Source organism: Paraburkholderia bryophila (assembly GCF_003269035.1).
Classification (GTDB): Bacteria; Pseudomonadota; Gammaproteobacteria; order Burkholderiales; family Burkholderiaceae; genus Paraburkholderia; species Paraburkholderia bryophila.
This window is the reverse complement of the sequence record NZ_QLTK01000043.1, coordinates 1-21,574: the sequence shown is the minus strand read 5'-3', so window position 1 is coordinate 21,574 and position 21,574 is coordinate 1. Positions and strand designations below refer to the sequence as shown.

Below are 21,574 nucleotides of genomic sequence, written 5' to 3'. Positions count from 1 at the left end.
TCACGCCAACAGGAGAGTCGACACCATGGTCAATCAACACCCGCTGCCAGGCAGCGAGCGCAAGGCAGAGCAAGGTTCGAAAGTCGTGGGGCAATGCGATCCGGCGGAGCGGATCGAAGTGTTCGTGATGGTGCGCCGTCGGCAGCAGGCGCAGTTCAATGCGTTGATGAGCCGTATCGAAGCGGGCGACCCCAGCGTCCAACCATTGTCGCGCGAGGCCTTCGCCAAAGATTACGGCGCTGCGCCGGAAGACCTCGCGAAGGTCAAGGCATTCGCAGCCGCGCACGGTTTGACGGTGGTGCGCGACGACCCGGCGGCGCGCTCGGTCCTGTTGAGCGGCACGATCGCGCAATTCCAGAGCGCGTTCGCGGTCAAGCTGGAGCACTACGAACATCACACCACCGGTCAATTCCGTGGCCGTACCGGCACGATCAGCGTGCCGGACGATCTGAACGGTGTGGTCGAAGCCGTGCTCGGGCTCGACAACCGGCCGCCGGCGCGGCCGCACTTCCGCATCCGGCCGCCGTTCCAGCCGGCCAGGGGGCATCAGGTGTCGTTCACGCCGCCGCAGCTCGCGGCGCTCTATCAGTATCCGCAGGGCGACGGCAGCGGGCAGTGCGTCGGTATCGTCGAACTCGGCGGCGGCTACAACACGTCCGACCTGAAAGCATATTTCGCGAGTCTCGGTGTCGGTTCGCCCACGGTGAAATCGGTCGGCGTCGATCAGGGCAGCAATCAGCCGAGCGGCGATCCGTCCGGGCCGGACGGCGAAGTCACGCTCGACGTGGAGATCGTCGGCTCGATTGCGCCGGGCGCGACGGTCGCGGTGTATTTCACGCAGAACAGCGACGCCGGTTTCATCGACGCGGTGAGCCGCGCGATCCACGACACGACCAACAAGCCGTCGGTGATTTCGATCAGTTGGGGCGGCCCGGAATCGAACTGGACCAGCCAGTCGCTGCAGGCGTTCAACAGCGCGCTGCAGTCGGCCGCCGCGCTCGGCGTGACGGTCTGCGTGGCCTCGGGCGACAGCGGTTCGAGCGACGGCGTGAGCAGCGGCAACGAGGTCGATTTTCCGTCGTCGAGCCCGTATGTGCTGGCTTGCGGCGGCACGAATCTGACCGCGTCGGGCACGTCGATCACGCACGAGGTGGTCTGGAACGACGGCTCGCAAGGCGGCGCGACCGGCGGCGGCGTGAGTCGGGCATTTCCGGTGCCGGTGTGGCAGCAGGGTTTGTCGTCCACCTCGGCCAAGGGCGTCAAGACGGCGCTCAGCGGGCGCGGCGTGCCGGACGTGGCGGGCGACGCCTCGCCGGTGACCGGCTACAGCGTGCTGATCGACGGCTCGCAGACGGTGGTCGGCGGCACCAGCGCGGTCGCTCCGCTGTGGGCCGCGCTGATCGCGCGGATCAACGCGGCAAAGGGCCAGCCGGTCGGCTTTATCAACCCCAAGCTGTACAAGGCGGCCGGCGTGTGCAACGACATCACGCAAGGCAATAACGGGAGTTATGAGGCGTCGGTGGGTTGGGACGCCTGCACGGGACTCGGCAGTCCCAATGGTCAGAAGGTAGCGGCCGCACTATAGTCAGGTTTGCAGAGACGGCCAACCAGACGTGAACGTACCCATGGAGCGATCATGACGAACACCGAGTCAGCTTCCGCTAGTCCGCAGTCGTCGCACAATGCGCATGCTTCGGCCGCCGCCGGGGCCGCGCACAAGGGCGGCGATCAGCCGTTCTTCGATCCGGTTGCCTACGGCAATGGGCCGGACGATTCCATTACCGAAACCGCCGAGACCGCCGCGGTGACCCATCATTCGATCTCGATCGGCGGGCACAAGATCGATTACACCGCGACCGCGGGTCACCTCGTGATCGTCGACCCGAGCAGTTCGCTGCCGGAGGCCAGCCTGTTCTACGTGGCCTTCACGCAAGACAACCAGAAGGAAGAAACGCGCCCGGTCACGTTCTTCTATAACGGCGGCCCGGGGTCGTCTTCGGTGTTCGTGCTGCTGGGCTCGTTCGCGCCGCGCCGTATCAAGACCTCGATGCCCGGCTTCACGCCGCCCGCGCCGTACGAGATGGAAGACAACCCGGACAGCCTGCTCGACAAGAGCGACCTCGTGTTCATCAACCCGGTCGGCACCGGCTACTCGGCGGCGATCGCACCGAAAACCAACCGCGCCTTCTGGGGCGTCGATCAGGACGCGGATTCGCTCAAGCAGTTCATCAAGCGTTTTCTGACCAAGAACAACCGCTGGAATTCGCCGAAGTATCTGTACGGCGAGTCGTACGGCACGGCACGGAGCTGCGTGCTGGCCTATCGGCTGCACGAAGACGGTGTCGATCTGAACGGCATCACGCTGCAATCGTCGATTCTCGATTACACACAGTCGGGCAATCCGGTCGGCGCGTTGCCGACAGCGGCAGCGGACGCGTGGTATCACAAGAAACTCGGCATCGCGCCACGGCCCACGGATCTCGGCACGTTTGCCGAAGAGGTGGCGCAATTCGCGCGCACCGACTATCTGGCCGCGCTACGCAAATTTCCCACCACCGATTCCGCGACGGTCGAGAAACTGAGCGAATACACCGGCATCGACCAGGCGACGCTGCAAGCGTGGAGCCTCGATATCGCCTCGTACGACAGTCGCGGCAATTCGCTTTTCCTCACCACCTTGCTGAAGTCACAGGGTCTCGCGCTCGGCGAGTACGACGGCCGCGTGACGGCGATCGACACGGGCATTGCCGGCAAGATCGACCCGAACTCCGGCGGCAACGATCCGACCATGACGGCGGTCACCGGCGTCTATACGACGATGTGGAACGTGTACCTGAACGAGCAGTTGAAGTACACGTCGAATTCGTCGTTCACCGATCTGAACGATCAGGCATTCCAGTATTGGGATTTCAGCCACATCGATCCGACCGGCGCGCAGAAGGGCAAAGACGCGAAGGGCAACATCATTCTCTATACCGCCGGCGATCTCGCCGCCGTGATGGCGCTCAATCCCGATCTCAAGGTGCTGTCGGCGAACGGCTTCTACGATTTCGTCACGCCGTTCTATCAGACCGTGCTCGACCTGCAGCAAATGCCGTTACTCAGTGCGCAGGTGCGGCAGAACCTGTCGGCGCGCTTCTATCCGTCCGGGCACATGGTGTATCTCGACGGCGCGTCGCGTACCGCGTTGAAGGCCGACCTCGCGAAGATGTACGACACGACGGTATCGAACACGCAGGCGCTCGGGCGGATTCGCGCCTTGCAGGCTCGCGTGGCGAAGTAAGGGGAGCGGCAAGGGGCGAAGTGAGTCGCGAAGTAACGGGCTTGGCAGCGCGAGGTAACGGGCACTCACGCTTGTCCACGGACAAGCGTGAGGTACTGCGTTTTACGTAAGCATTTTGAATGTGTTCTAATTGGTCCGCGAATTGAACTATTGCGTGCCGCTGCCGGCGCGCCGACCGATGAACGCAGGCATTGCAACCGGGCGTCGCTCTCATTCCAGCGACCCGACCAGCGGTACTTACGAAGAAGCAGTTGCATCGGTGCTAACGCGCCGTTGCGGCCTGGCGCGTTTTCGCGGCAGGGCGCGCGTCGCGTTGCTGCTCGGCTTCACCATGGCACTCGCTATGCGCATGGGCGAGGTCCGCGCGCAAGATGCCGACATGCTCGACGAACGCGTCACGCAGCAATCCGTCGGCGAGACGATCTGCCGGACCGGTTATGCGGATACCGTGGCGCCGCCGTTCGGCGAACTGATGGCGCACAAAAATCGCCTGCTCGCCGAACGCGGCATCGAGGCCGACAACGGCACGGCGTTCGCTATCGACCGGCGCGTGCCTGTCGTATTGGGCGGTTCCCCGAACGCACCCGCCAATCTCGATCTTCTGCCTTGGGCCGGCCAGCAGGGCGAGCGCCGCAAGGCGCGCGCGGCGGTCATGCTCAAGCGTTGCGTCTGCGAGGGCAAGTTGAGCCTTGCCGAGGCGCAAGCCGCGATCGTCGGCAACTGGTCGGTGGTGTATTCGGGTTTCAGTCAAACGTCCTGCGATATCAGCCGGCTCGACGTTGCGATCGGCGAAAGCGCGGAGCGCGGCGCCGGGCACGGCAGTCCGCCGTGAGACCCCGCGCCTTCGCGCGGCACGGTTTCGTTCATCCACGCGTGTCGAGTCGCGTCGCTTCGCTTGCCGAGGGCGGCGCGCTGCCCCACATTTTTTTCCGGAGAGTCATCATGAGCCATTCACGTCTTGCCGCTGCGGCGCTCGCTTTAAGCTGCCTGTTCGGCAGCGCCGCTGCATTCGCCGCCGCGCCCGTACCGTGCGGTAAAGCCGGCGCCTTGCAGATTCGCGGCGACGTGCCCGCCGCCATCAGCTTCGACGTGTACAAGCAACTGCGACCGTTGAGCGCGCAACGTATCGCGCTGTTCCAGGAGGCCGGTGAGGTCAAACATCTGCCGGACGGTCTCGCGGTGTGTGAAGTCGCGGACGACGGCGTCGACGATCCGTCGGCGGTGCTGGTTCAGCAGCCGCACGGCAAGAATGCGTGGTGGGTGAGCGCGGCCAACGTGCAAGCAGCGGACTGATCGGATCCCCGCGATCAGCCCGCGCCTTGCGCACGTCCCCCGGCAGGATGCTGCGGCACTGCATATCGAGGCCCGTTTTTTGCAACCGATGTGTGACGTTGGTCGCAAGAGCGGGCTTGCATCGGTAAATGAACCGCTGTTTTGCTATTTTTGACCGGCCTTATTCAGGTACAGTGCATTGAGGCAGGTCTTTAAAAGTTCATCTTCGACAACGCGGTGTCGCATCGCTTTCGTGGTCGATGACGACTATGCTGAAATTAGGACGAATTTCGCTGGGGAGATTTGAATGATTGCCTTCTATTTGTCATTGGCTGCATTGGGCGCCGCCGGCGCCGCGCTGATCCGCGAACTCGCGGCGGCACAGGCGAAGCAACGCGCGGCACTGCGCCCTGTGCGCGTGCAAAGCGCGGATCGTGACTCCGATCGCGGCGCGCGCCGAGGATAGGCTGCATGAACCTGATCGTGCGCAACATTGCGCAAGCCTGTAGTGCCGAAGAGGTGCGGGAATTCCTCAAACGCGAGCTCGGGCATTACGCGAAGCATATCGAGGTGGTCGACGCCGGCAAGCCCAGTGCGTACGCCACGGTCGAGCTGAATGCGGACGTGCCGTATGTGGGCGACGTGATCGCGCGCGAGATTCATGGCAAACAGTTGCACGGCCAGACACTCGAGGCGAGCGCCGATCTGTTCGGTGATGAGCCGCCGGCCGCTCGCTGATCTGCTTTGCTGCTTTACTGCTTGGCGCGGTTTTGTCGACTGACATCGCAGATGTAGCGTAGGTGTGGCCACGCCCGCGCGCATGGCGTCGTAGAAGTTCGCTTTCGCCTTGGCCTGTTGTGCGGCCGGTGGTGAGACGGAGGCGCGCGCTTTTTTCAAGACTCCGCGCTTGCACTCCGCCGTCTGCGGTCCACCTTCCTTCGTCTTTCGTCTTTCGTCCTTCGTTCGCTAACTTGCCGGTTTCGTTCCTTGCTGGCTTGCGCCGGCCAGTCGAACGGCGTGTACGGCAACGCCCGCTTGTGACGGGTCGACTCGTAAAAACGCAAGATGACCTGACGAGCCGCATTGCTCACCGGCTTGCCTTCCAGAAAGTCGTCGATGTCGTCGTAGGGGATGCCGTAGGCGTCTTCGTCGGGTCGTTGCGGACGCAACATTTCGAGGTCGGCGGTCGGCACTTTGTGCGCTAATTCCTCGGGTGCGCCCAGTGCTTTGGCCACCGCGCGCACGCGACGCTTGTTCAGGCCGGCGAGCGGCAGCACGTCGGCGCCGCCGTCGCCGAACTTGGTGAAGAAGCCCATCAGCGATTCGGCCGCGTGATCCGTGCCGATCACCACGCCCGCGCGTGCGCTGGCCACTGCGTATTGCGCGATCATGCGCTGCCGCGCCTTGATATTGCCGTGCACGAAATCCTGCTGCGATTCGTCTGCGAACGGCACGCCGCTTTGATGCAGCGCGGCCAGCATGGCGTCGGCGGCGGGTTTGATGTCGATGGCGAGGTTTTCGTCCGCGCGGATAAAGCGTAGCGCTTGCTGTGCATCGGCTTCGTCTTTCTGCTCGCCGTAGGGCAGGCGAACCGCGACGAAGCGCGCGTCGTACTGCGCCGCGCGCAGTCGCTCGACGGCGAGTTGCGCAAGCCGCCCCGCCGTGGTCGAGTCGACGCCGCCGCTGATACCGAGCACGTAGGTCTTCAGGCCGCTGCCACGCAGATAGTCGGCCAGAAAAGCGACCCGGCGCTCGATCTCCCGCGCGGCGTCGAACTCGGCGCCCATGTGCATTTCCGCGGCGATGGCGGCTTGGCGTGCGAATGGATCCTGTTGCGTCATGATTCTCTGGTGCTCCCTCGCGCGATTGCGCAGTGTTGCAGCTTTGGCGTTGGCGCGCCGGGGAAAGTGAGGCGGGTCGGCTCGCGAGGCAGGATCGACAGATCGCAATGCGCTAAGTAACATCCTCGTTCCGAGCGCCGCATGAGCCGGCGAGCTGTCAATAATAATCAGGTTTGCTCAAACACGCGATGAACTACTCCAATCGGCCTGGCCAGCCTGTTTCCGATCGCTCGCCTTGCGTATCGGCGAAGCGTCGGCACGACGTGAAGAAAGTGATGGGTATGCCGGTTTTCTCTTCCGTTTCGCACGCGCAATGCGCGGGCGGTCATCTTCGTCGTCTGACTCGTGTGTGTGTGGCTGTGTTGTGCTCGCTGTCGTGTAGCGTCGCGTCGGCGGTGCCGGTGTCTGCGGCGGCGTCGAATCCGGACGGGCTTTCTGCATCGGCGGCTGCGGCGTCGTCGAACGGTGCGCCGTCGCGGTCGGCATCCGCGCCGGGAGCTGCATCCACGGCCACGAACCGTCCGACAGCTGCCGCGGCATCAACCGCATCGCCCGCATCAACCGTCGCCGCACCCGACGCCGCGGGCGTGGTCGACCCGCATCGCGCGTTACTGCTGCGCGACATGTTTGCGAAAGACGTCACACGCCGCTTGAAAGTTCCGCTCACGGAACAACGCGCCTACGCCGAGCGCCTGCAAACGACGCTCACCGACCACGCGCTGGGCAATCTGTCGGGCCAATACGTCGTGATGGTCGATCGCAACGCCAACGTGCAGGCGCTGTTCATCTATTTCCGCGCCGCGCCGGCCGACACCTGGCAGATGATCGGCGCGGCGCCGGTTTCCACCGGTCGCCCGGGCGAGTACGACCACTTCATCACGCCGCTCGGCGTGTTCGACCATACGCCCGCCAATATGGATTTCCGTTCCGAAGGCACGCCGAACGAAAACCACATTCGCGGCTACGGCAAACGCGATATGCGCATTTTCGACCTCGGTTGGGCGCAGGGCGAACGAGGCTGGGGCAAGGGTGGCATCTCGCAGATGCGTTTCCAGATGCACGCCACCGACCCCGATCGCCTGGAGCAGGTGCTCGGCATTCGCCACTCGAAGGGCTGCGTGCGGATTCCCGCGTCGTTGAATGTCTTTCTCGATCACTACGGCATTCTGGATGCCGGCTATGTCGCGTTGGTCGAATCGGGCAAATCGCTGTGGGTGTTGAAAAGCGATCGTCAGGTCACGCCGTGGGCGGGCCGCTACATCGTCGTGGTGGACTCCGGGCGCAAGAGTCGCCCGGCGTGGTCGCCGCTGCCGGGCGGCAAGGCGCGCGCGAAGGTGCCGGCCGCGGCGGACACGGCGGATTGATTTGTCGCAGCCGTAGTCGCAGCCGCAGTCACAGTCGCAGTCACAGTCACAGTCACAGTCACAGTCACAGTCACAGTCACAGTCACAGTCACAGCTGCAGCCGCTGATGGTCGCGCTGGCAGCTTGCCCGCCGGCGCATCAATTCGCTGCGCTTGGCAGACCACGAGCGCCGTCGCACGCCACATTCACGAGCGCGCCAGCAACACCCCCACCAGAGCGACGCCGAACCCCGCGATCTGCACCGGCAGCAACGTCTCGCCGAAGCCGATATACCCTTCGAGCGCGGCGAGCGGCGGGGCGAGAAACATTAGCGCGGTAGCGCGCGCCGCGTCGCCGCGCCGAACCATCCACACCAGCAGCGTGACGCCGATACCGGACAGCATCACGATCCCCCACGCCAACGACGCCCACAACGTGAACGATACGATCCAGCGATGCTCGCCCAGCGCGAGCGCCAGCAAACCGGCGACGAGCGCCGCGCCGAAATTCTGGACCGCGCTTGCGCTGCGAATATCGGCCTTGGCCAGCGATGTCTTCTGAAACAAGGTACCCGCTGTGATCGCGCCGACCGCGACCACTGAAATCAGCACCACCAGCCACGCCGGCGCGTTGCCATGCGACGCGGGCGCGGCGGCGGATGCCAGCTTCGGTTCGAGCACCAGTGCGACACCGGCCAGACCGAGCGCCATGCCGGTCCAGCCGCGGCGCGACAGGCGTTCGCCGAACAGTGGCGCCGCGACGGCGGCGGTGGCGAGCGGCTGCAGCGCGCCGAGCAAGGCCATCACGCCGGCGCTGAGCCCTTGCGCCACGGCCCAATAGCCGGCGCCGAGATAGACGCCTTGCAGCAGCGCGCCCGCCAGCAGATGCTTGCCGAGGTCGCGGCCGCCTGGCCATGTTGCGCGAGCGCCCAGCGCGACGAGCGCGAAGATCAGCGCCGTGCCGCCGAAGCGCGCCAGCAGAAAGAGATTGGGATCGGCGTAGGGCGTGATCGCGCGGGCGACCACGAAACCGGTCGACCACAACACGACGAACAGCGCGGCGATTGACGAAGCGAGCATGGGTGAGGGTGGCGTGGAAAAACCGCCATCTTGTCGAGGTGCATGCAGTGTGTCTTGTTCGAAGCTGCAATGGGCGCAGGCTTACAGGTGAACGTTGGCGCTCGCGCCTGCGTCGTACAGGCGTCGGCATCCGCATCGCACAGACATCGACGCCTCGCACGCCCACGATCTCACCACATCAACAAAACCGTCCCCGCCCCCAGCACCCCGCCGCACACCGCGCACGCCCACAGCAACACCCGCGTGCGCCGATATTCACGACCGATATCCGCCATCAGTTGCGCGCTCTGCCGCGGCGTCCGCGCGCGGTCGTGCTCGTGCTGCAGATAACGCACCGCCAGTTGCGGCACGCGCGGCAGCATGTGCGCGAGATGCGGCAATTCACGCGACAGACGCTTGATCCAGCCGCGATGATCGAGATCGCGCCGCGCGATCCCCGCCAGCACGCCGCGCGTGATATTCCACGTATCGACGCCCGGATGCAGCGCACGCGCCAGCATCTCCGCTTGCTGGAACGATCGTTGCGCCGTGGCGAGCCGCCCCGGCACCGCGCCGTCGAACGGATGCACCGCATGCAGCAGATGATGAAACAGCGAGCCCGCCGAGCGGTCTTCCGGTGCGGCCGCGAAGTGCGCTTCGGCACGCGTGCGCAATTCGGCTTCGAGCATTTCCGCGCGCGTGTCGTGCGGCACGTGTCCGGCCGCGCGATGCATGTCGGCAAGGCGCGCGTAGTCCTGGTCGAACAGCGCGCTCGCGCCGTGTACGAAGAACTCGCGTTCGCCGGTCGACAGACTCGACATGATCGAAAACTCCGCCAGCACGAGACGCCCCAGCGTGTCCGGCTCGATGCTCACACGCACGCGCCGGGCGTCGAGCGTGGCGTGGAAGAAGCCGTGCTCGAACGCCTGCTCGGTCACCACCTCGACGATATGCGCGGCGAGCGGCGCGAGCCTGACGCGATGCGCATGCAAGCCCGGCAGATCGCTCGCCGGCAAGGTGCTGATGCGTTGCATGGTCAGCGTGTGATTGGTGCACAGATTCCAGATCACGTCCGGCACGACGATGCGCTTGTCGCCGTCGAAATGGTGGCCGGTCTGGCTCAGATTGGCGGCCTCGGCGCGCAGATCGAAGCGGCGCTGGATGTCGTCGGTAAAACGCTGCGCGAGCGCGCGCAACTGCAGGCGGCGTGCGCGGCGCGAAAGTTTTTCCATCCAGCGCGCGACCCAGCGCAGCAGCGCGAGCTCGTCGCCGATCTGTTGCAACTGGTCGGCGCGCAGCAACTTGATTGCCACTTCGCTATGACCGTTGACCGGCACGAGCAGGCGCGCCAGGTGCGTCTGTTCGGCGAAGCCGCCGCGCACCGGCGTCAGGTCGACGGCGCTAAACAGGGTGTCGAGCGGCCGGCCGAACGCGCGCGCCAACGCCGCTGCGGATTCTTCGGGCGGCAGCGGGGCTTCCATGTGATCGATGGCGTCGATCGCGTCGTGCAAGGTGCCCGTGGCGAGTTCGGGCCGCTCGGCGAGCGTCTTCGCAAAGCGGCTGGCGAGCGGCCCGAGCGCCGGCAGCACGCCGTGCAGACTCGCGCCGCTGCGACCGGACGCCTGAACCCGGCCGACCAGCTGGATCATCCAGTGCAGTTTGTGGTCGGGGGGCGCAGCCAGCCAGATCAGACGCGCGCCGTAGCGCAGCGCGTGGAACAGCAGCAATAAGCGGCGAAGCAGTGGCGGCATCGGCAGTTCAGTGGAGGGACGAGGCGGGTTCGACAAAACGTCGGCGCGCGGCCAGGGTGATCAGGTTAGCAGGTCGGCGCGTCAATTGGCGCATCGCCGCGTCACGCGTAATACAATACGCCGGCCTTCTCCAACCGTGGCGAAACCCCAATGCGCCGGCTTCCGGCCATCACTCGATGCTCGCAGAACAACGTCATCAATACATCCTGGCGCAAGTCGCCAAAACCGGCGCGCTGTCGGTCGCCGAGCTGGTGCGCGAACTGAACGTGTCGCGCGAGACGATTCGGCGCGATCTGAATGCGTTGGCCGGGCGCGGTCTGCTGGTCACCACCCACGGCGGCGCGCTCTCGAGCGACCGGCGCGAGCCCGATCTCGATACGCGCGAAGCCGCGAATGCCGGCGCGAAGCGCGCCATCGGCGAGCGCGCGGCGGAGTTCGTGCCGGACGGCGCGTCGCTGATCGTCGACTCGGGCAGCACTACGCAGGCAGTGGCGCGGGCGCTGCTGGACCGGCATCGCTTGACGGTCTACACGAACGACTGGCGCATCGCGTTGCTGCTCGGCCGGCGTAACGACAATCGCGTCACGCTGCTGGGCGGCGAGCTGTCGGATATCGAAGACGCCACCTTCGGTCTCGACACCGTGCATCAACTCACGCAGTACCACGCGGATTTCGCGTTCATCGGCGCGGGCGGCATTTCGCCGGACGGCTATCTGACCGACTACAGCCGTATGGCCGCCGAGGTGCGCAGCCGCATGATCGCCGCCGCCGACATGGTGGTGATCGTCGCCGACCATTCGAAGTTCGGCCGCGTGACGCCGGTGCGCATCAACGGCATCGAGTCGGCGCGTTATCTGGTGACCGAACTGGCCCCCGAGCGCACGCTCGGTAAGGCGATCGCGGCGCACGGGCCGGAAATTCTGATCGCGTAGCAGAAGCGGTCGGGCTGTTACCGCTAATTCGCGCTGGCCGTGCGCAAAGGCGGCTCCGCCTGAAGCTACTCCGCCTGACGCACCCGAATCCCCAGCCGCACGAGCGTGCGATCGATCGCCGCGACCGCGTTGCGCAGATCGTCCGCATCGATCGCGCCGATGCAACCCACGCGAAACGTCTCCACCTGCGTCAGCTTGCCGGGATACAGCACATAGCCTTCGTCCCGCACCGCTGCATAGAAATGCGCGAAGTTCCAGGCCGGATCGCGCGGCGCATGGAATGTGACGATCACCGGCGCCCGTACCTCCGCTTGCAGAAACGGCTCGAAGCCGAGCGCTTTCATGCCGCTCACCAGGGTTGCGCAATTGCGCGCATAACGCGCGCCGCGCGCCGGCTGACCGCCTTCGGCCGCGAACTGGTCGAGCGCCTCGCGCAATGCGGCGACCACATGCGTGGGCGGCGTGAAGCGCCACTGCGTCGTCTTCTGCATATACGCGTATTGATCGTACAGATCGAGCGCGAGCGACGGCGAGCGTCCCTCGCTCTGTTCGAGCTCGCTGCGGCGCACAATCACAAAGCCCATTCCCGGTACGCCTTCGAGACATTTGCCGCTCGCCGAGATCATCGCGTCGATGCTGCCGCGCCGCAGATCGATCGGCAGCGCGCCGAACGAACTCATCGCGTCGACGATCAGGCGCCTGCCGTGCCGCTGACATACCGCGGCGATATCGTCGAGCGGATTGAGCAGGCCGGCGCTGGTTTCGAGGTGAACCAGCGCGACGTGGCTGATGCGCGAATCGCGATTGAAGGCGTCTTCGACGGCGGCGGCGCTGACCGGTTGGTCCTCGCGCAGCGCCAATTCGACATAAGCAAGCCCCATACGCTGCAATATCCGGATCAGACGGGCACAATACGCGCCGTTGTTCGGCACCAGCACACAGCCTTGACGCGGCACCAGCGTACCGATGGCCGCTTCGACCGCGAATGTGCCGCTGCCTTGCAGCGGCACACACACGTAGTCGGTTTCGCCATGCACGATGTTCACCAGCTCGGCGCAGACGCTGTGCGTCATGCGATTGAAAGCGGCGTCCCACGAACCCCAGTCGCGCAGCATCGCCTTGCGGGTTCGCGATGACGTGGTGAGCGGCCCTGGAGTCAGCAGGATCGGGTCGTGGGCAGGGTTCACGCGGGCCTCCGTCGGCTGGGGAAATGGACGGTTGAAGGATCGCCGCCCGCTCGGGTCGACGAAACGACGATTTGGATATTATTGGCGAATTGTGTCATTTTTTGGAATTCGCCAGAATCGTCATGGCGTTGTCATGGAAACCTGTGATCCTTGCACTGCCCGTTCAGGCATGGCAGTGCAGCGAGTGTGTCGTAGGTGAGCTGTAAGTCAGGCTGAAGAGGAAGCGGCAAAGTTGTCGGCAATCTGCAATATGCGGAGTCGGGCACGACGACTGGCTGCGGGCAACACGCATGCGGCGCGGCGCTACCGCCGTTCAATCACAACAGGTATCGGGACATCCCGACCGTCTGGTTTTTTGCCTTTCGGAGAGAGCGACATGACAAAGACGAATTCCCTTCACGCCACCGCCGGTCTCGCACGCAAGCTGTTGCCGGCACTGGTCGCCGCGGCAGCGTTCGGCGGCACGGCCATTCAGGCTCACGCGGCTGACGCCGTGGTCCTGTACACCGCCGACGGCCTCGAAAACCTTTACAAGGATGTGCTGCCGGCCTTCGAAAAGAAGGAAGGCGTGAAGGTCAACATCGTCACGGCAGGCAGCGGTGAAGTAGTGAACCGCGCCACCATCGAAAAAGATCAGCCGAAGGCCGACGTGATCGTCACGCTGCCGCCGTTCATCCAGCAAGCCGATCAGAGCGGCCTGCTGCAGGCGTATCAGAGCGCCAACTACAAGAACGTGCCGGCCATCGCCAAGGCGCCGAACGGCGCGTGGGCGACCTTCGTGAACAACTATTTCTCGTTCGCGATCAACCCGGAAGTCACCAAGACCCAGCCGAAGACGTTCGCCGATCTGCTGCACCCGGACTTCTCGGGCAAGATCGCCTACTCGAACCCGGCCACGGCCGGCGACGGCATGGCGGTGATCATCCTGACGTCGTCGCTGATGGGTGAAGACAAGGCGTTCGACTATCTGAAGAAGCTCGAAAACAGCGCCAAGTTCCACACCAAGGGCACGGGCTACCTCGACGTGCTGCTGTCGCGCAACGAAATCGCGGTCGCCAACGGCGATCTGCAGATGGATCTGGACGATGCCGCCAACGGCGGCCTGTCGCTCAAGCCGGTGTTCCTCGCGGCCACGGCCGGCGGCCAGCCGACCACGTTCCAGTTGCCGTACGCGATCGGCCTGATCAAGAACGGTCCGAACCAGGCGGAAGGCAAGAAGCTGATCGACTATCTGATGTCGACGGACGTGCAGTCGAAGGTGCCGGACATCTTCGGTATTCCGGGCCGCACCGACGTGCCGCTCGCCGGCAAGAACGGCGAAGCCGTCAAGCAGGCGATCGCCGGCGTGAAGCTGATTCCGGTCGACTGGAACCAGGTGATGGCGAAGAAAGCCGACTGGACCGCACGCTGGAAGAACGACGTGATCGGTTCGTCGGGCAAGCAGCTCGACGTGGTCAAGCCGAAATAAGCCGTGATTCGCCGCGCGCCTGAAACGCACGGCTGAACCGCGCGGCCGAAGTGGCAACGCTATTGAAGTAGCAATGCAACGCGGTTGAAGCAATAGAGTCAGGCGGCGCCTCCGGGTCTCCCGGGGCGCCGCGTCAGCATTAATCTTGTTGGAGGATGAACCCGGTGAATACGGCCAGTCTTGCTCACCCAGGCGCACTCGGCGCCTCACCGGACGCGCTCGACGCCGCGCGTTCGACCACGCCGGGCGGCGTGCAGATCGATCATCTGACGGTGCGCTTCGGTTCGCGTACGGTGCTCGACGATCTGTCGTTGACCATTCAGCGCGGCGAACTGCTCACCGTGCTGGGCCGCAGCGGTTGTGGCAAGACCACCTTGTTGCGGTTCATCGCCGGGTTTATCGAAGCGGACGGCTTGTCCGGCACGCTGACCGTGGCCGGTCACGACCTCACGCACGTGCCGCCGCACAAGCGCAATCTGGGTCTGCTGTTCCAGAGCTATGCGCTGTTTCCGCATCTGTCGGTGTTCGATAACGTCGCGTTCGGTTTGCGCGCGCGCCGCACGCCGTCCAAGGACGTCGCCCGGCGCGTGGCCGATGCCTTGAAGCTGGTGCAGCTCGGCGACGCCGGTCACGTCATGCCCGCGCAACTGTCGGGCGGCATGCAGCAGCGCGTGGCGCTCGCCCGCGCGCTGGTGATCGAGCCCGACGTGCTGCTGCTCGACGAACCCCTTTCCGCACTCGACGCCAATCTGCGCGCCTCGGTGCGTTCCGAACTGAAGGCGCTGCACGAGCGCCTGCCGAATCTGACGATCGTCTGCGTGACCCACGATCAGGACGACGCGCTGGTGCTGTCCGACCGCACGCTGCTGATGCGCGAAGGCCGCATCGCCCAGCTCGGCACGCCGCAGCAGCTGTACGACACGCCGAACGACGGCTTCGTCGCGCGCTATCTGGGCGCGGCCAATCTGCTGCCGCCGCAGGTCGCCTTCGGCATGGGCGACGTGCGCTACAACGAACGCGACCGGGTTGCCTGTCTGCGTCCGGAGGCGTTGCGCATCGTGCCGCTCGGCGAAGGTCAATTGCACGGCGCGATTACCTCGGTCGAATGGTACGGCGCGGTGTTGTCGGTATCGGTCCTGCTCGACGCCATGCCCAACGAACCGGTGCTGGTCCAGATGCAGCGCGGCCACGGCATGATGCCGGAGAAGGGCGCGCGTGTTTCCCTGCATTACGAGGCTGACGATGTCGTCCTTATCAACCCCTGATACGTCCGATTCGCTCGGCGCAGCCGCCGCTGCCGATGCCGCCGCGGCTCGCCGCCGCGCCAGCGCCGCCTCGCACACGGCGGCGGTAAAGCGGCGCGAGCGCATGGCGCAATGGCACCTTCTGTTCATCGCGGTAGTGGTGCTTGGTCCGCTGGTGATCTATCCGCTGATCCGCCTCGTGTTGCTGAGCCTGACCGGCGCGCACGGCTTGAGCGTGCAGGCGTATGCGCAATTCTTCGGCAATCCGGAAACGCGCGGCGTGATCGGTACGACGCTGTGGATTCTGTTCGCGAGCGCCGGGCTGGCTTCGCTGCTCGGCGTGGCGCTGGCGTCGTTGCTGTTTTTCAAGCCGTTTCCGGGCGCGCGCATGGTGACGCGCTTTCTCGAACTGTTCGTCGCGTTTCCGTCGTTTCTGGTCGCGTTTACGCTGATCTTTCTGTACGGCTCGCAAGGCTCGGTCAGTATCGGCTTGCAGCGGCTGTTTCATCTGCAGGCGCCGCCGCTCGATTTTCTATTCGGCGTGGGCGGCGTGATTCTCGCGGAAGTGGTGTTCTACGCGCCGTTCGTCGTGCGTCCGACGCTGGCCTCGTTCGCCACGCTCGACATGCGTCTGATCGAAGCCGCACGCAGTCTCGGCGCGAGCACCTGGATGGTCGCGTTCAAGGTGATCCTGCCGCTCGCGTGGCCGGGTATCGCGGCCGGCACGATTCTGTGTTTTCTGCTCACCTTGAACGAGTTCGGCATTCTGCTCGTGCTCGGTAGCGCGCATCTGATCACGTTGCCGGTGGCGATCTATAGCTCGGCCACCGTCGATCTCGATCTGCCGACCGCCGCCGCCGGCGCGGTCGTGATGCTGATCATGTCTTTGTCGCTGTACGCGTTGTACCGCCAGGTCAACCGTCGCAAGGTGAAAGGAGCGGGCCATGGCCGTTGAACTCGACCCGACCGTTTTGCCGGTCATGCACAAGAAAGCGCGGCCGGTGCGCCGCAGTCTGCCCGCACGCCTGCTCGGCGGCCTGTTTCTCGGCTTCGCCGCGCTGCTGTGTTTCTGGTTGTTCGTGTTGCCGGTGCTGGTCGTCGCGTTGTCGAGCGTGGCCGCGCACTGGTCCGGCACGATCCTGCCCGACGGCTTCAGCATGCGCTGGTTCGAACGCCTCGGTTCCAGCGACTTCGACGCGCTCAGCACCAGCCTCGAAATCGGTATGGGCGTCGCGGTGCTCGGCACGATGCTCGGCCTGTGGCTCGCGCTGGCGCTCGAAGGACGCGACCGTCGCGGCCTCGGCGCCGTGGTCGACACCATCGCGATGATGCCCAACGGCGTGCCGAGCGTGGTGCTCGGGCTCGCCGTGCTGATCGCGTATCACAAGCGGCCGCTCGATCTGTCGAGCTCGGCGGCGATCGTCGTGTTCGTGCAGCTCGCGCTGGTGCTGCCGTTCTGCTACCGCTGCGCGGCCGCCGCGTTGCGTCCCGAGCTGACGATTCTGCGCGAAGCGGCCGCGAGCCTCGGTGCGCCGCCGTCGATGGTGCTGCGCCGCGTCGTGCTGCCGCAACTGGTGCCGGCGATCCGCGCCAGCCTCGCGCTCGGCTTCGCGTTGTCGCTCGGCGAGCTCGGCGCCACGCTCACCGTGTACCCGCCCGGCTTCGCGACGGTGCCGATCGTCGTCGTCGGCCAGGTGGAGCGCGGCTACTACCTGCCGGCCTCCGCGCTGTCGCTGATTCTGCTGATGGTGTCGCTCGCCGCGTTGCTGTTGATCGCCGCGCGCGTGCCACGTCGCCGGGCAGACTGACGAACCTCTTTTCGGGAAGGGTGCCGGCGTGCCGCCGTCGCGCGTCGGCACATTTCGATGTGGCAAAATTTGTCAAAATGACCGAATATATGCAAACGTCTTCAGTCGATCCGATCGACGTGGTGCGCAGGCATTCGTTGACCACGCTGGTACGCGACGAAATCGAGCGGCACATCGTCGAAGGCGCGTTGACACCCGGCGACAAACTCAACGAAGCCGACTGGGCCGCGCGTTTGCAGGTGTCGCGCGGACCGGTGCGCGAAGCGTTTCGCGCGCTGGAGCAGGCCGGCCTCGTGCGCACCGAGAAAAACCGTGGCGTGTTCGTGCGGACGGTGTCGCTGGCCGAAGCGGATGAGATTTACGCGGTGCGCGCGGTGCTCGAAGAGGCGGCGTGCCGGATGCTGGCAGTGCGTATCGACGCGCGCATGCTCTCTGTGTTGCGCGATTGGCTCGACGCGATGCGCGCGGCGCTCGACACGCAGGATCACGACGCGTACGCGCGCGCCAACGTGGGGTTTCACGATGGGCTGGTGGCGGCGTCGGGCAATCTGAAGCTGTATGAGACGTATCGCAGGCTGGTCAGCGAATTGAGTCTGTTCCGGCGTGCCGCGCTGGAGGTGCATGCGAGCGCGATGGAGCGCTCGCTGGCCGAACATCGCGCGATTCTCACGGCGCTCGCGTCGCGCGACGCCGAGCAGGCCGCGGCGCTGATGCGCGCGCATGTGACGGGCGGCCAGCAGCGCGCGCATGCGGCGTGCGAGGCGGTTTGCGAAGTGACGGCGGCGTCGGGCGTGGTGCGGATGTCGCCGGCGTCGAACGAATGAGAGTCGTGGCAACTTGAATACAACGCGCGTGGCGCGCACGCATGGAAGGCAACGATGGCAGACGCAAACCTGAATGCAAGCGAACGTACGATCGACGTCAACGGCCGCCACTACCGGCTGCCTACGCAACCGACGGTGGTGGTGTGCGTCGACGGCTGCGAGTTCGATTACCTCGAGGCCGCGGTCGCGGCTGGCGTCGCGCCGTTTATCGGCACGATGCTCAAAGGCGGCGCCGCGTTCAAGGGCGACTGCGTGATCCCGTCGTTCACCAACCCGAACAACCTGTCGATCGTCTGCGGCGTGCCGCCGTCGGTACATGGCATTTGCGGCAATTACTTCTGGGACCCGGACGCGAACGGTGGCAAGGGCGCGGAAGTGATGATGAACGACCCCGCCTATCTGCGCGCCGGCACCTTGCTCGCCGCGGCGGCGGAAGCGGGCGCCGCCGTCGCCGTGGTCACCGCGAAAGACAAGCTGCGCCGTCTGCTCGGCTGGCAACTGAAGGGCATCTGCTTCTCGGCGGAGAAAGCCGACACGGTCTCGCTCGAAGAAAACGGCATCGGCGAAGTGCTCGATCTGGTCGGCTTGCCGGTGCCGGACGTGTATAGCGCCGGGCTCTCCGAGTTCGTGTTCGCGGCCGGCGTGCGGCTCGCGCAGACGCGCAAGCTCGACCTGATGTACCTGTCGACCACCGACTACATCCAGCACAAATGGGCGCCCGGCACCGCGGGCGCGAATGCGTTCTACGCGATGATGGACGGCTACCTCGCGAAGCTCGACGCGCTCGGCTGGGTGATCGGCCTGACCGCCGACCACGGCATGAAGGCCAAGCACGATCCGCAAACCGGCGAGCCGAACGTGATCTATCTGCAGGACGTGCTGGACGACTGGCTCGGCGACCGGATCGCGCGCGTGATTCTGCCGATTACCGATCCGTACGTGGTGCACCACGGCGCGCTCGGTTCGTTCGCGACGATCTATCTGCCGCGCGAGGTCGACGCCGCGCAGGTGATCGAACGGATCGGCCGCTTGCAGGGCATCGAAGCCGTGCTCGACAACCGCGCGGCGTGCGAGCGTTTCGAGCTGCCGAACGACCGCGTCGGCGATATCGTGGTGGTGAGTACGAAGCATGTCGTGCTCGGCACGCGGCGCGCCGACCACGATCTCTCGGGACTGACGGTGCCGTTGCGCTCGCATGGCGGCATCTCCGAGCAGGAAGTGCCGTTGCTGTTCAACCGGCGTGTCGACGGGTTGCCGTCAGGCAAGGGCGGCAAGCGCCTGCGCAACTTCGATATCTTCGAGGTTGCCTTGAATCGCGTGTCGTCGTCATGAACGCGACGTTGCGGGACCATCCGGCGTTCCGGGCGGAAGCGCTGCGTCTCAAAGGCGAGCGCGTCCTGCGCTCGCGCACGCTCGACGTGTTCGATCCGTATACCGGCACGCGCGTCGGCACGGTGCCGCTCGCCAGCGTCGACGACGTGCGCGCCGCGTTCGAATACGCCGCCGCGTACAGCGCGAAGCTCACGCGCTATGAGCGCTCGCAGATTCTCGAACGCGCGGGCGCATTGTTGCGTGAGCGAACCGAGCAGGCGTCGGATCTGATTTCGCTCGAGTCCGGTTTGTCGAAGCAGGATTCGCGCTACGAAATCGGCCGTGTCGTCGACGTGCTCAAGTTCGCCTCGATCGAAGCCTTGCGCGACGACGGGCAGAGTTTTTCCTGCGATCTGACGCCGCATGGCAAGCAGCGTCGCGTGTTTTCGCAGCGTGAGCCGCTGGCGGGCGTGATCGTCGCGATCACGCCGTTCAATCATCCGATGAACCAGGTCGCGCACAAGATCGCGCCGGCGATCGCGACCAACAATCGGGTGCTGTTGAAGCCGTCCGAGAAGGTGCCGTTGTCGGCGTTCTATCTGGCCGACGTGCTGTACGAAGCCGGTTTGCCAGCGCCGATGCTGCAGGTGCTGACCGGCGATCCGCGAGAAATCGCCGACGAACTGATCACGCATCCGCTGGCGGAGCTCGTCACGTTCACGGGTGGCGTGGCGATCGGCAAATACATCGCGGCGAAGGCGGCGTACCGGCGCGTGGTGTTGGAGCTGGGCGGCAACGATCCGCTGATCGTGCTCGAAGACGCCGATCTCGATCGCGCCGCGACGCTGGCCGTGCAGGGCTCGTACAAGAACTCCGGGCAGCGCTGCACGGCGGTGAAGCGGATGCTGGTGCAGCAGAGCGTCGCGGCGGATTTCACCGACCTGGTGGTTGAAAAGACGCGGGCGTGGTCGTTCGGCGATCCGTTCGATATGGCGAATCAGATGGGCACCGTGATCGACGTGGCCGCCGCGCAGTTGTTCGAAGCGCGCGTGAACGAGGCGGTCGCGGCCGGGGCGCGGCTGCGGCTCGGCAACCAGCGCAATGGCGCGCTGTATTCGCCGACCGTGCTCGACGGCGTCGATCCGTCGATGGCGGTGGTGCGTGAGGAAACCTTCGGGCCCGTGTCGCCGATCATCACCTTCAATACGCTCGACGACGCCATTCGCATCAGCAATGGGACGGCGTTCGGGTTGTCGTCGGGCGTATGTACGAACCGGCAGGACGCGATCACGCGCTTCATCAACGAATTGCGCGTGGGCACCGTCAACGTGTGGGAGGTGCCGGGTTACCGGATCGAGTTGACACCGTTCGGCGGCATTAAAGATTCCGGGCTTGGCTATAAGGAAGGCGTTCAGGAAGCCATGAAGAGCTTCACCAATCTGAAGACCTTCTCATTACCGTGGGAGTAAGGCAGTGGCATTGAGTTTGAACGACATCCGCTCGCTCTTCGAGCAGTACGGCAAGATCGCCTACAGCGGCGAGCCGGTGACGCAACTGGAACATGCTTTGCAGAGTGGGGCGTTGGCGGAACAGGCGGGCGCCGGCGACGAACTGGTCGCCGCGGCGTTTTTGCACGATCTCGGGCATCTGCTCAATCTGCAAGGCGAAACGCCGACGGAGCGGGGCATCGACGATCTGCATCAGTATTTCGCGCTGCCGTTCTTGCGGCCGGTGTTGTCGGACGCGGTGCTGGAGCCGATCCGCTTGCACGTCGACGCCAAGCGCTGCCTGTGCGCGATCGACGAGACGTACTTGGGGCAACTGTCCGTCGACTCGGTGCGTAGTCTGGAACTGCAGGGCGGCATCTTCAGCAGCGAGGAAGCCAACGCGTTTCTGCAGAAGCCTTACGCGGAAGATGCATTGCGTCTGCGCCGATGGGACGATCTTGCCAAGGAAGAGCACCGCGTGACGCCGGGCCTCGATCACTATATGAGCGTCGTCGAACGAGCGATGAACAGGCGTTTGGCTGCTTGATTGCCTGACTGTGGGTGTTTTCTTTGCGCCCCGGCCGATGTCGGGTCGTGTCTTTTTGCGCTATTTCTGGCGCGATCAATGCAGATCAAAATAACGCTTGCAAGGCCCTGCGCGGGTCGTTAGAATCTCGCTCTTTCGTGCTTCGGACACCGGGGCACGGGAGGCGGGAGAGCCAGCAATGGCAAGGGTTTCAGCGAAGTGAACGGGTTGAGAAAGTT

Annotated in this window: 20 protein-coding genes; 16 read left to right on the top strand and 4 right to left on the bottom strand. The window is 65.0% G+C overall.

Annotated elements, in window-relative coordinates; all coding sequences use genetic code 11:
• The first annotated feature begins 25 nt into the window (after positions 1 to 25).
• The 6 genes from BX591_RS33595 to BX591_RS33575 all read left to right on the top strand — a co-directional run bounded on the left by BX591_RS33595 (position 26) and on the right by BX591_RS33575 (position 5,293).
• Positions 26 to 1,585, top strand: a complete 1,560-nt coding sequence (locus tag BX591_RS33595) for a S53 family peptidase (RefSeq protein WP_111935616.1) — start codon at positions 26 to 28, stop codon at positions 1,583 to 1,585.
• Positions 1,586 to 1,636: 51 nt separating this feature from the next.
• On the top strand, positions 1,637 to 3,283 hold the full coding sequence (locus BX591_RS33590) for a S10 family peptidase (protein ID WP_111935615.1): 1,647 nt from the start codon (positions 1,637 to 1,639) through the stop codon (positions 3,281 to 3,283).
• A gap of 178 nt (positions 3,284 to 3,461) precedes the next feature.
• Positions 3,462 to 4,115 (top strand): hypothetical protein, encoded by a 654-nt coding sequence (locus BX591_RS33585; protein ID WP_111935645.1) that lies wholly within the window; start codon positions 3,462 to 3,464, stop codon positions 4,113 to 4,115.
• 110 nt (positions 4,116 to 4,225) lie between these two features.
• Positions 4,226 to 4,576: a hypothetical protein gene (locus BX591_RS33580; protein ID WP_111935614.1), complete on the top strand. Its 351-nt coding sequence runs from the start codon at positions 4,226 to 4,228 to the stop codon at positions 4,574 to 4,576.
• Between the two features lie 286 nt (positions 4,577 to 4,862).
• The gene (locus BX591_RS36690; protein ID WP_167444668.1) at positions 4,863 to 5,021 is read left to right on the top strand and encodes a hypothetical protein; all 159 of its coding nucleotides are present in this window, start codon (positions 4,863 to 4,865) and stop codon (positions 5,019 to 5,021) included.
• A 5-nt stretch (positions 5,022 to 5,026) separates the two neighbouring features.
• Complete coding sequence (locus BX591_RS33575; protein ID WP_111935613.1) at positions 5,027 to 5,293, top strand: RNA-binding protein; 267 nt, start codon at positions 5,027 to 5,029, stop codon at positions 5,291 to 5,293.
• A gap of 155 nt (positions 5,294 to 5,448) precedes the next feature.
• Here the strand turns inward: BX591_RS33575 and nadE are convergent, their stop codons facing one another.
• The gene (gene nadE, locus BX591_RS33570) at positions 5,449 to 6,396 is read right to left on the bottom strand and encodes an ammonia-dependent NAD(+) synthetase (RefSeq protein WP_111935612.1); all 948 of its coding nucleotides are present in this window, start codon (positions 6,394 to 6,396) and stop codon (positions 5,449 to 5,451) included.
• A 188-nt stretch (positions 6,397 to 6,584) separates the two neighbouring features.
• On the opposite strand from nadE, the gene BX591_RS33565 reads away from it, so the two are divergent.
• The gene (locus BX591_RS33565; protein ID WP_111935644.1) at positions 6,585 to 7,760 is read left to right on the top strand and encodes a L,D-transpeptidase; all 1,176 of its coding nucleotides are present in this window, start codon (positions 6,585 to 6,587) and stop codon (positions 7,758 to 7,760) included.
• 185 nt (positions 7,761 to 7,945) lie between these two features.
• Here BX591_RS33565 and BX591_RS33555 read toward each other — a convergent pair whose 3' ends face one another.
• Together BX591_RS33555 and BX591_RS33550 are read right to left on the bottom strand one after the other, a co-directional pair.
• On the bottom strand, positions 7,946 to 8,818 hold the full coding sequence (locus BX591_RS33555) for a DMT family transporter (RefSeq protein WP_111935611.1): 873 nt from the start codon (positions 8,816 to 8,818) through the stop codon (positions 7,946 to 7,948).
• 170 nt (positions 8,819 to 8,988) lie between these two features.
• Positions 8,989 to 10,548 carry an ABC1 kinase family protein gene (locus BX591_RS33550; protein ID WP_111935610.1) on the bottom strand — a complete coding sequence of 520 codons (1,560 nt, stop codon included), beginning with the start codon at positions 10,546 to 10,548 and terminating at the stop codon, positions 8,989 to 8,991.
• A gap of 176 nt (positions 10,549 to 10,724) precedes the next feature.
• Here BX591_RS33550 and BX591_RS33545 point away from each other — a divergent pair, with 176 nt between their 5' ends.
• The gene (locus tag BX591_RS33545; RefSeq protein WP_105512175.1) at positions 10,725 to 11,480 is read left to right on the top strand and encodes a DeoR/GlpR family DNA-binding transcription regulator; all 756 of its coding nucleotides are present in this window, start codon (positions 10,725 to 10,727) and stop codon (positions 11,478 to 11,480) included.
• 65 nt (positions 11,481 to 11,545) lie between these two features.
• On the opposite strand, the gene BX591_RS33540 is transcribed toward BX591_RS33545, so the two are convergent.
• On the bottom strand, positions 11,546 to 12,667 hold the full coding sequence (locus BX591_RS33540; RefSeq protein WP_111935609.1) for a 2-aminoethylphosphonate--pyruvate transaminase: 1,122 nt from the start codon (positions 12,665 to 12,667) through the stop codon (positions 11,546 to 11,548).
• A gap of 376 nt (positions 12,668 to 13,043) precedes the next feature.
• Between BX591_RS33540 and phnS the strand changes: the two genes are divergently transcribed.
• The 8 genes from phnS (at position 13,044) to BX591_RS33500 (ending at position 21,356) form a co-directional block, all read left to right on the top strand.
• Positions 13,044 to 14,135, top strand: coding sequence for a 2-aminoethylphosphonate ABC transporter substrate-binding protein (phnS, locus tag BX591_RS33535; protein WP_111935608.1), 1,092 nt, complete (start codon positions 13,044 to 13,046; stop codon positions 14,133 to 14,135).
• Between the two features lie 164 nt (positions 14,136 to 14,299).
• Positions 14,300 to 15,400, top strand: a complete 1,101-nt coding sequence (gene phnT, locus BX591_RS33530; protein ID WP_111935643.1) for a 2-aminoethylphosphonate ABC transport system ATP-binding subunit PhnT — start codon at positions 14,300 to 14,302, stop codon at positions 15,398 to 15,400.
• The gene (locus tag BX591_RS33525; RefSeq protein ID WP_105512148.1) at positions 15,378 to 16,334 is read left to right on the top strand and encodes a 2-aminoethylphosphonate ABC transporter permease subunit; all 957 of its coding nucleotides are present in this window, start codon (positions 15,378 to 15,380) and stop codon (positions 16,332 to 16,334) included. Before phnT ends, BX591_RS33525 begins: the two co-directional genes overlap by 23 nt.
• Positions 16,324 to 17,187, top strand: a complete 864-nt coding sequence (gene phnV, locus BX591_RS33520) for a 2-aminoethylphosphonate ABC transport system, membrane component PhnV (RefSeq protein ID WP_111935607.1) — start codon at positions 16,324 to 16,326, stop codon at positions 17,185 to 17,187. The genes BX591_RS33525 and phnV overlap by 11 nt, the downstream gene beginning before the upstream one ends.
• Before the next feature lie 77 nt (positions 17,188 to 17,264).
• Positions 17,265 to 18,011 carry a phosphonate utilization associated transcriptional regulator gene (locus BX591_RS33515; RefSeq protein ID WP_111935642.1) on the top strand — a complete coding sequence of 249 codons (747 nt, stop codon included), beginning with the start codon at positions 17,265 to 17,267 and terminating at the stop codon, positions 18,009 to 18,011.
• Between the two features lie 54 nt (positions 18,012 to 18,065).
• The gene (phnA, locus tag BX591_RS33510) at positions 18,066 to 19,343 is read left to right on the top strand and encodes a phosphonoacetate hydrolase (protein WP_111935606.1); all 1,278 of its coding nucleotides are present in this window, start codon (positions 18,066 to 18,068) and stop codon (positions 19,341 to 19,343) included.
• Positions 19,340 to 20,791, top strand: coding sequence for a phosphonoacetaldehyde dehydrogenase (gene phnY, locus BX591_RS33505; protein WP_111935605.1), 1,452 nt, complete (start codon positions 19,340 to 19,342; stop codon positions 20,789 to 20,791). Before phnA ends, phnY begins: the two co-directional genes overlap by 4 nt.
• Positions 20,792 to 20,795: 4 nt before the next feature.
• A complete protein-coding gene (locus BX591_RS33500) occupies positions 20,796 to 21,356 on the top strand; it encodes a phosphonate degradation HD-domain oxygenase (protein ID WP_111935604.1) in 561 nt (186 codons plus the stop codon).
• Positions 21,357 to 21,574: the final 218 nt, after the last annotated feature.

Excerpts from the sequence above, each read along its gene's own strand:
- phnV (WP_111935607.1), top strand. The coding sequence starts at position 16,324 with ATGGCCGTTGAACTCGACCCGACCGTTTTGCCGGTCATGCACAAGAAA.
- phnY (WP_111935605.1), top strand. The coding sequence starts at position 19,340 with ATGAACGCGACGTTGCGGGACCATCCGGCGTTCCGGGCGGAAGCGCTG.
- BX591_RS33595 (WP_111935616.1), top strand. The coding sequence starts at position 26 with ATGGTCAATCAACACCCGCTGCCAGGCAGCGAGCGCAAGGCAGAGCAA.
- BX591_RS33525 (WP_105512148.1), top strand. The coding sequence starts at position 15,378 with ATGTCGTCCTTATCAACCCCTGATACGTCCGATTCGCTCGGCGCAGCC.
- BX591_RS33515 (WP_111935642.1), top strand. The coding sequence starts at position 17,265 with ATGACCGAATATATGCAAACGTCTTCAGTCGATCCGATCGACGTGGTG.
- BX591_RS33550 (WP_111935610.1), bottom strand. The coding sequence starts at position 10,548 with ATGCCGCCACTGCTTCGCCGCTTATTGCTGCTGTTCCACGCGCTGCGC.
- phnS (WP_111935608.1), top strand. The coding sequence starts at position 13,044 with ATGACAAAGACGAATTCCCTTCACGCCACCGCCGGTCTCGCACGCAAG.
- phnA (WP_111935606.1), top strand. The coding sequence starts at position 18,066 with ATGGCAGACGCAAACCTGAATGCAAGCGAACGTACGATCGACGTCAAC.
- BX591_RS33580 (WP_111935614.1), top strand. The coding sequence starts at position 4,226 with ATGAGCCATTCACGTCTTGCCGCTGCGGCGCTCGCTTTAAGCTGCCTG.
- BX591_RS33590 (WP_111935615.1), top strand. The coding sequence starts at position 1,637 with ATGACGAACACCGAGTCAGCTTCCGCTAGTCCGCAGTCGTCGCACAAT.
- BX591_RS33555 (WP_111935611.1), bottom strand. The coding sequence starts at position 8,818 with ATGCTCGCTTCGTCAATCGCCGCGCTGTTCGTCGTGTTGTGGTCGACC.
- BX591_RS33545 (WP_105512175.1), top strand. The coding sequence starts at position 10,725 with ATGCTCGCAGAACAACGTCATCAATACATCCTGGCGCAAGTCGCCAAA.
- BX591_RS36690 (WP_167444668.1), top strand. The coding sequence starts at position 4,863 with ATGATTGCCTTCTATTTGTCATTGGCTGCATTGGGCGCCGCCGGCGCC.
- BX591_RS33575 (WP_111935613.1), top strand. The coding sequence starts at position 5,027 with ATGAACCTGATCGTGCGCAACATTGCGCAAGCCTGTAGTGCCGAAGAG.
- BX591_RS33565 (WP_111935644.1), top strand. The coding sequence starts at position 6,585 with ATGAACTACTCCAATCGGCCTGGCCAGCCTGTTTCCGATCGCTCGCCT.
- nadE (WP_111935612.1), bottom strand. The coding sequence starts at position 6,396 with ATGACGCAACAGGATCCATTCGCACGCCAAGCCGCCATCGCCGCGGAA.
- BX591_RS33585 (WP_111935645.1), top strand. The coding sequence starts at position 3,462 with ATGAACGCAGGCATTGCAACCGGGCGTCGCTCTCATTCCAGCGACCCG.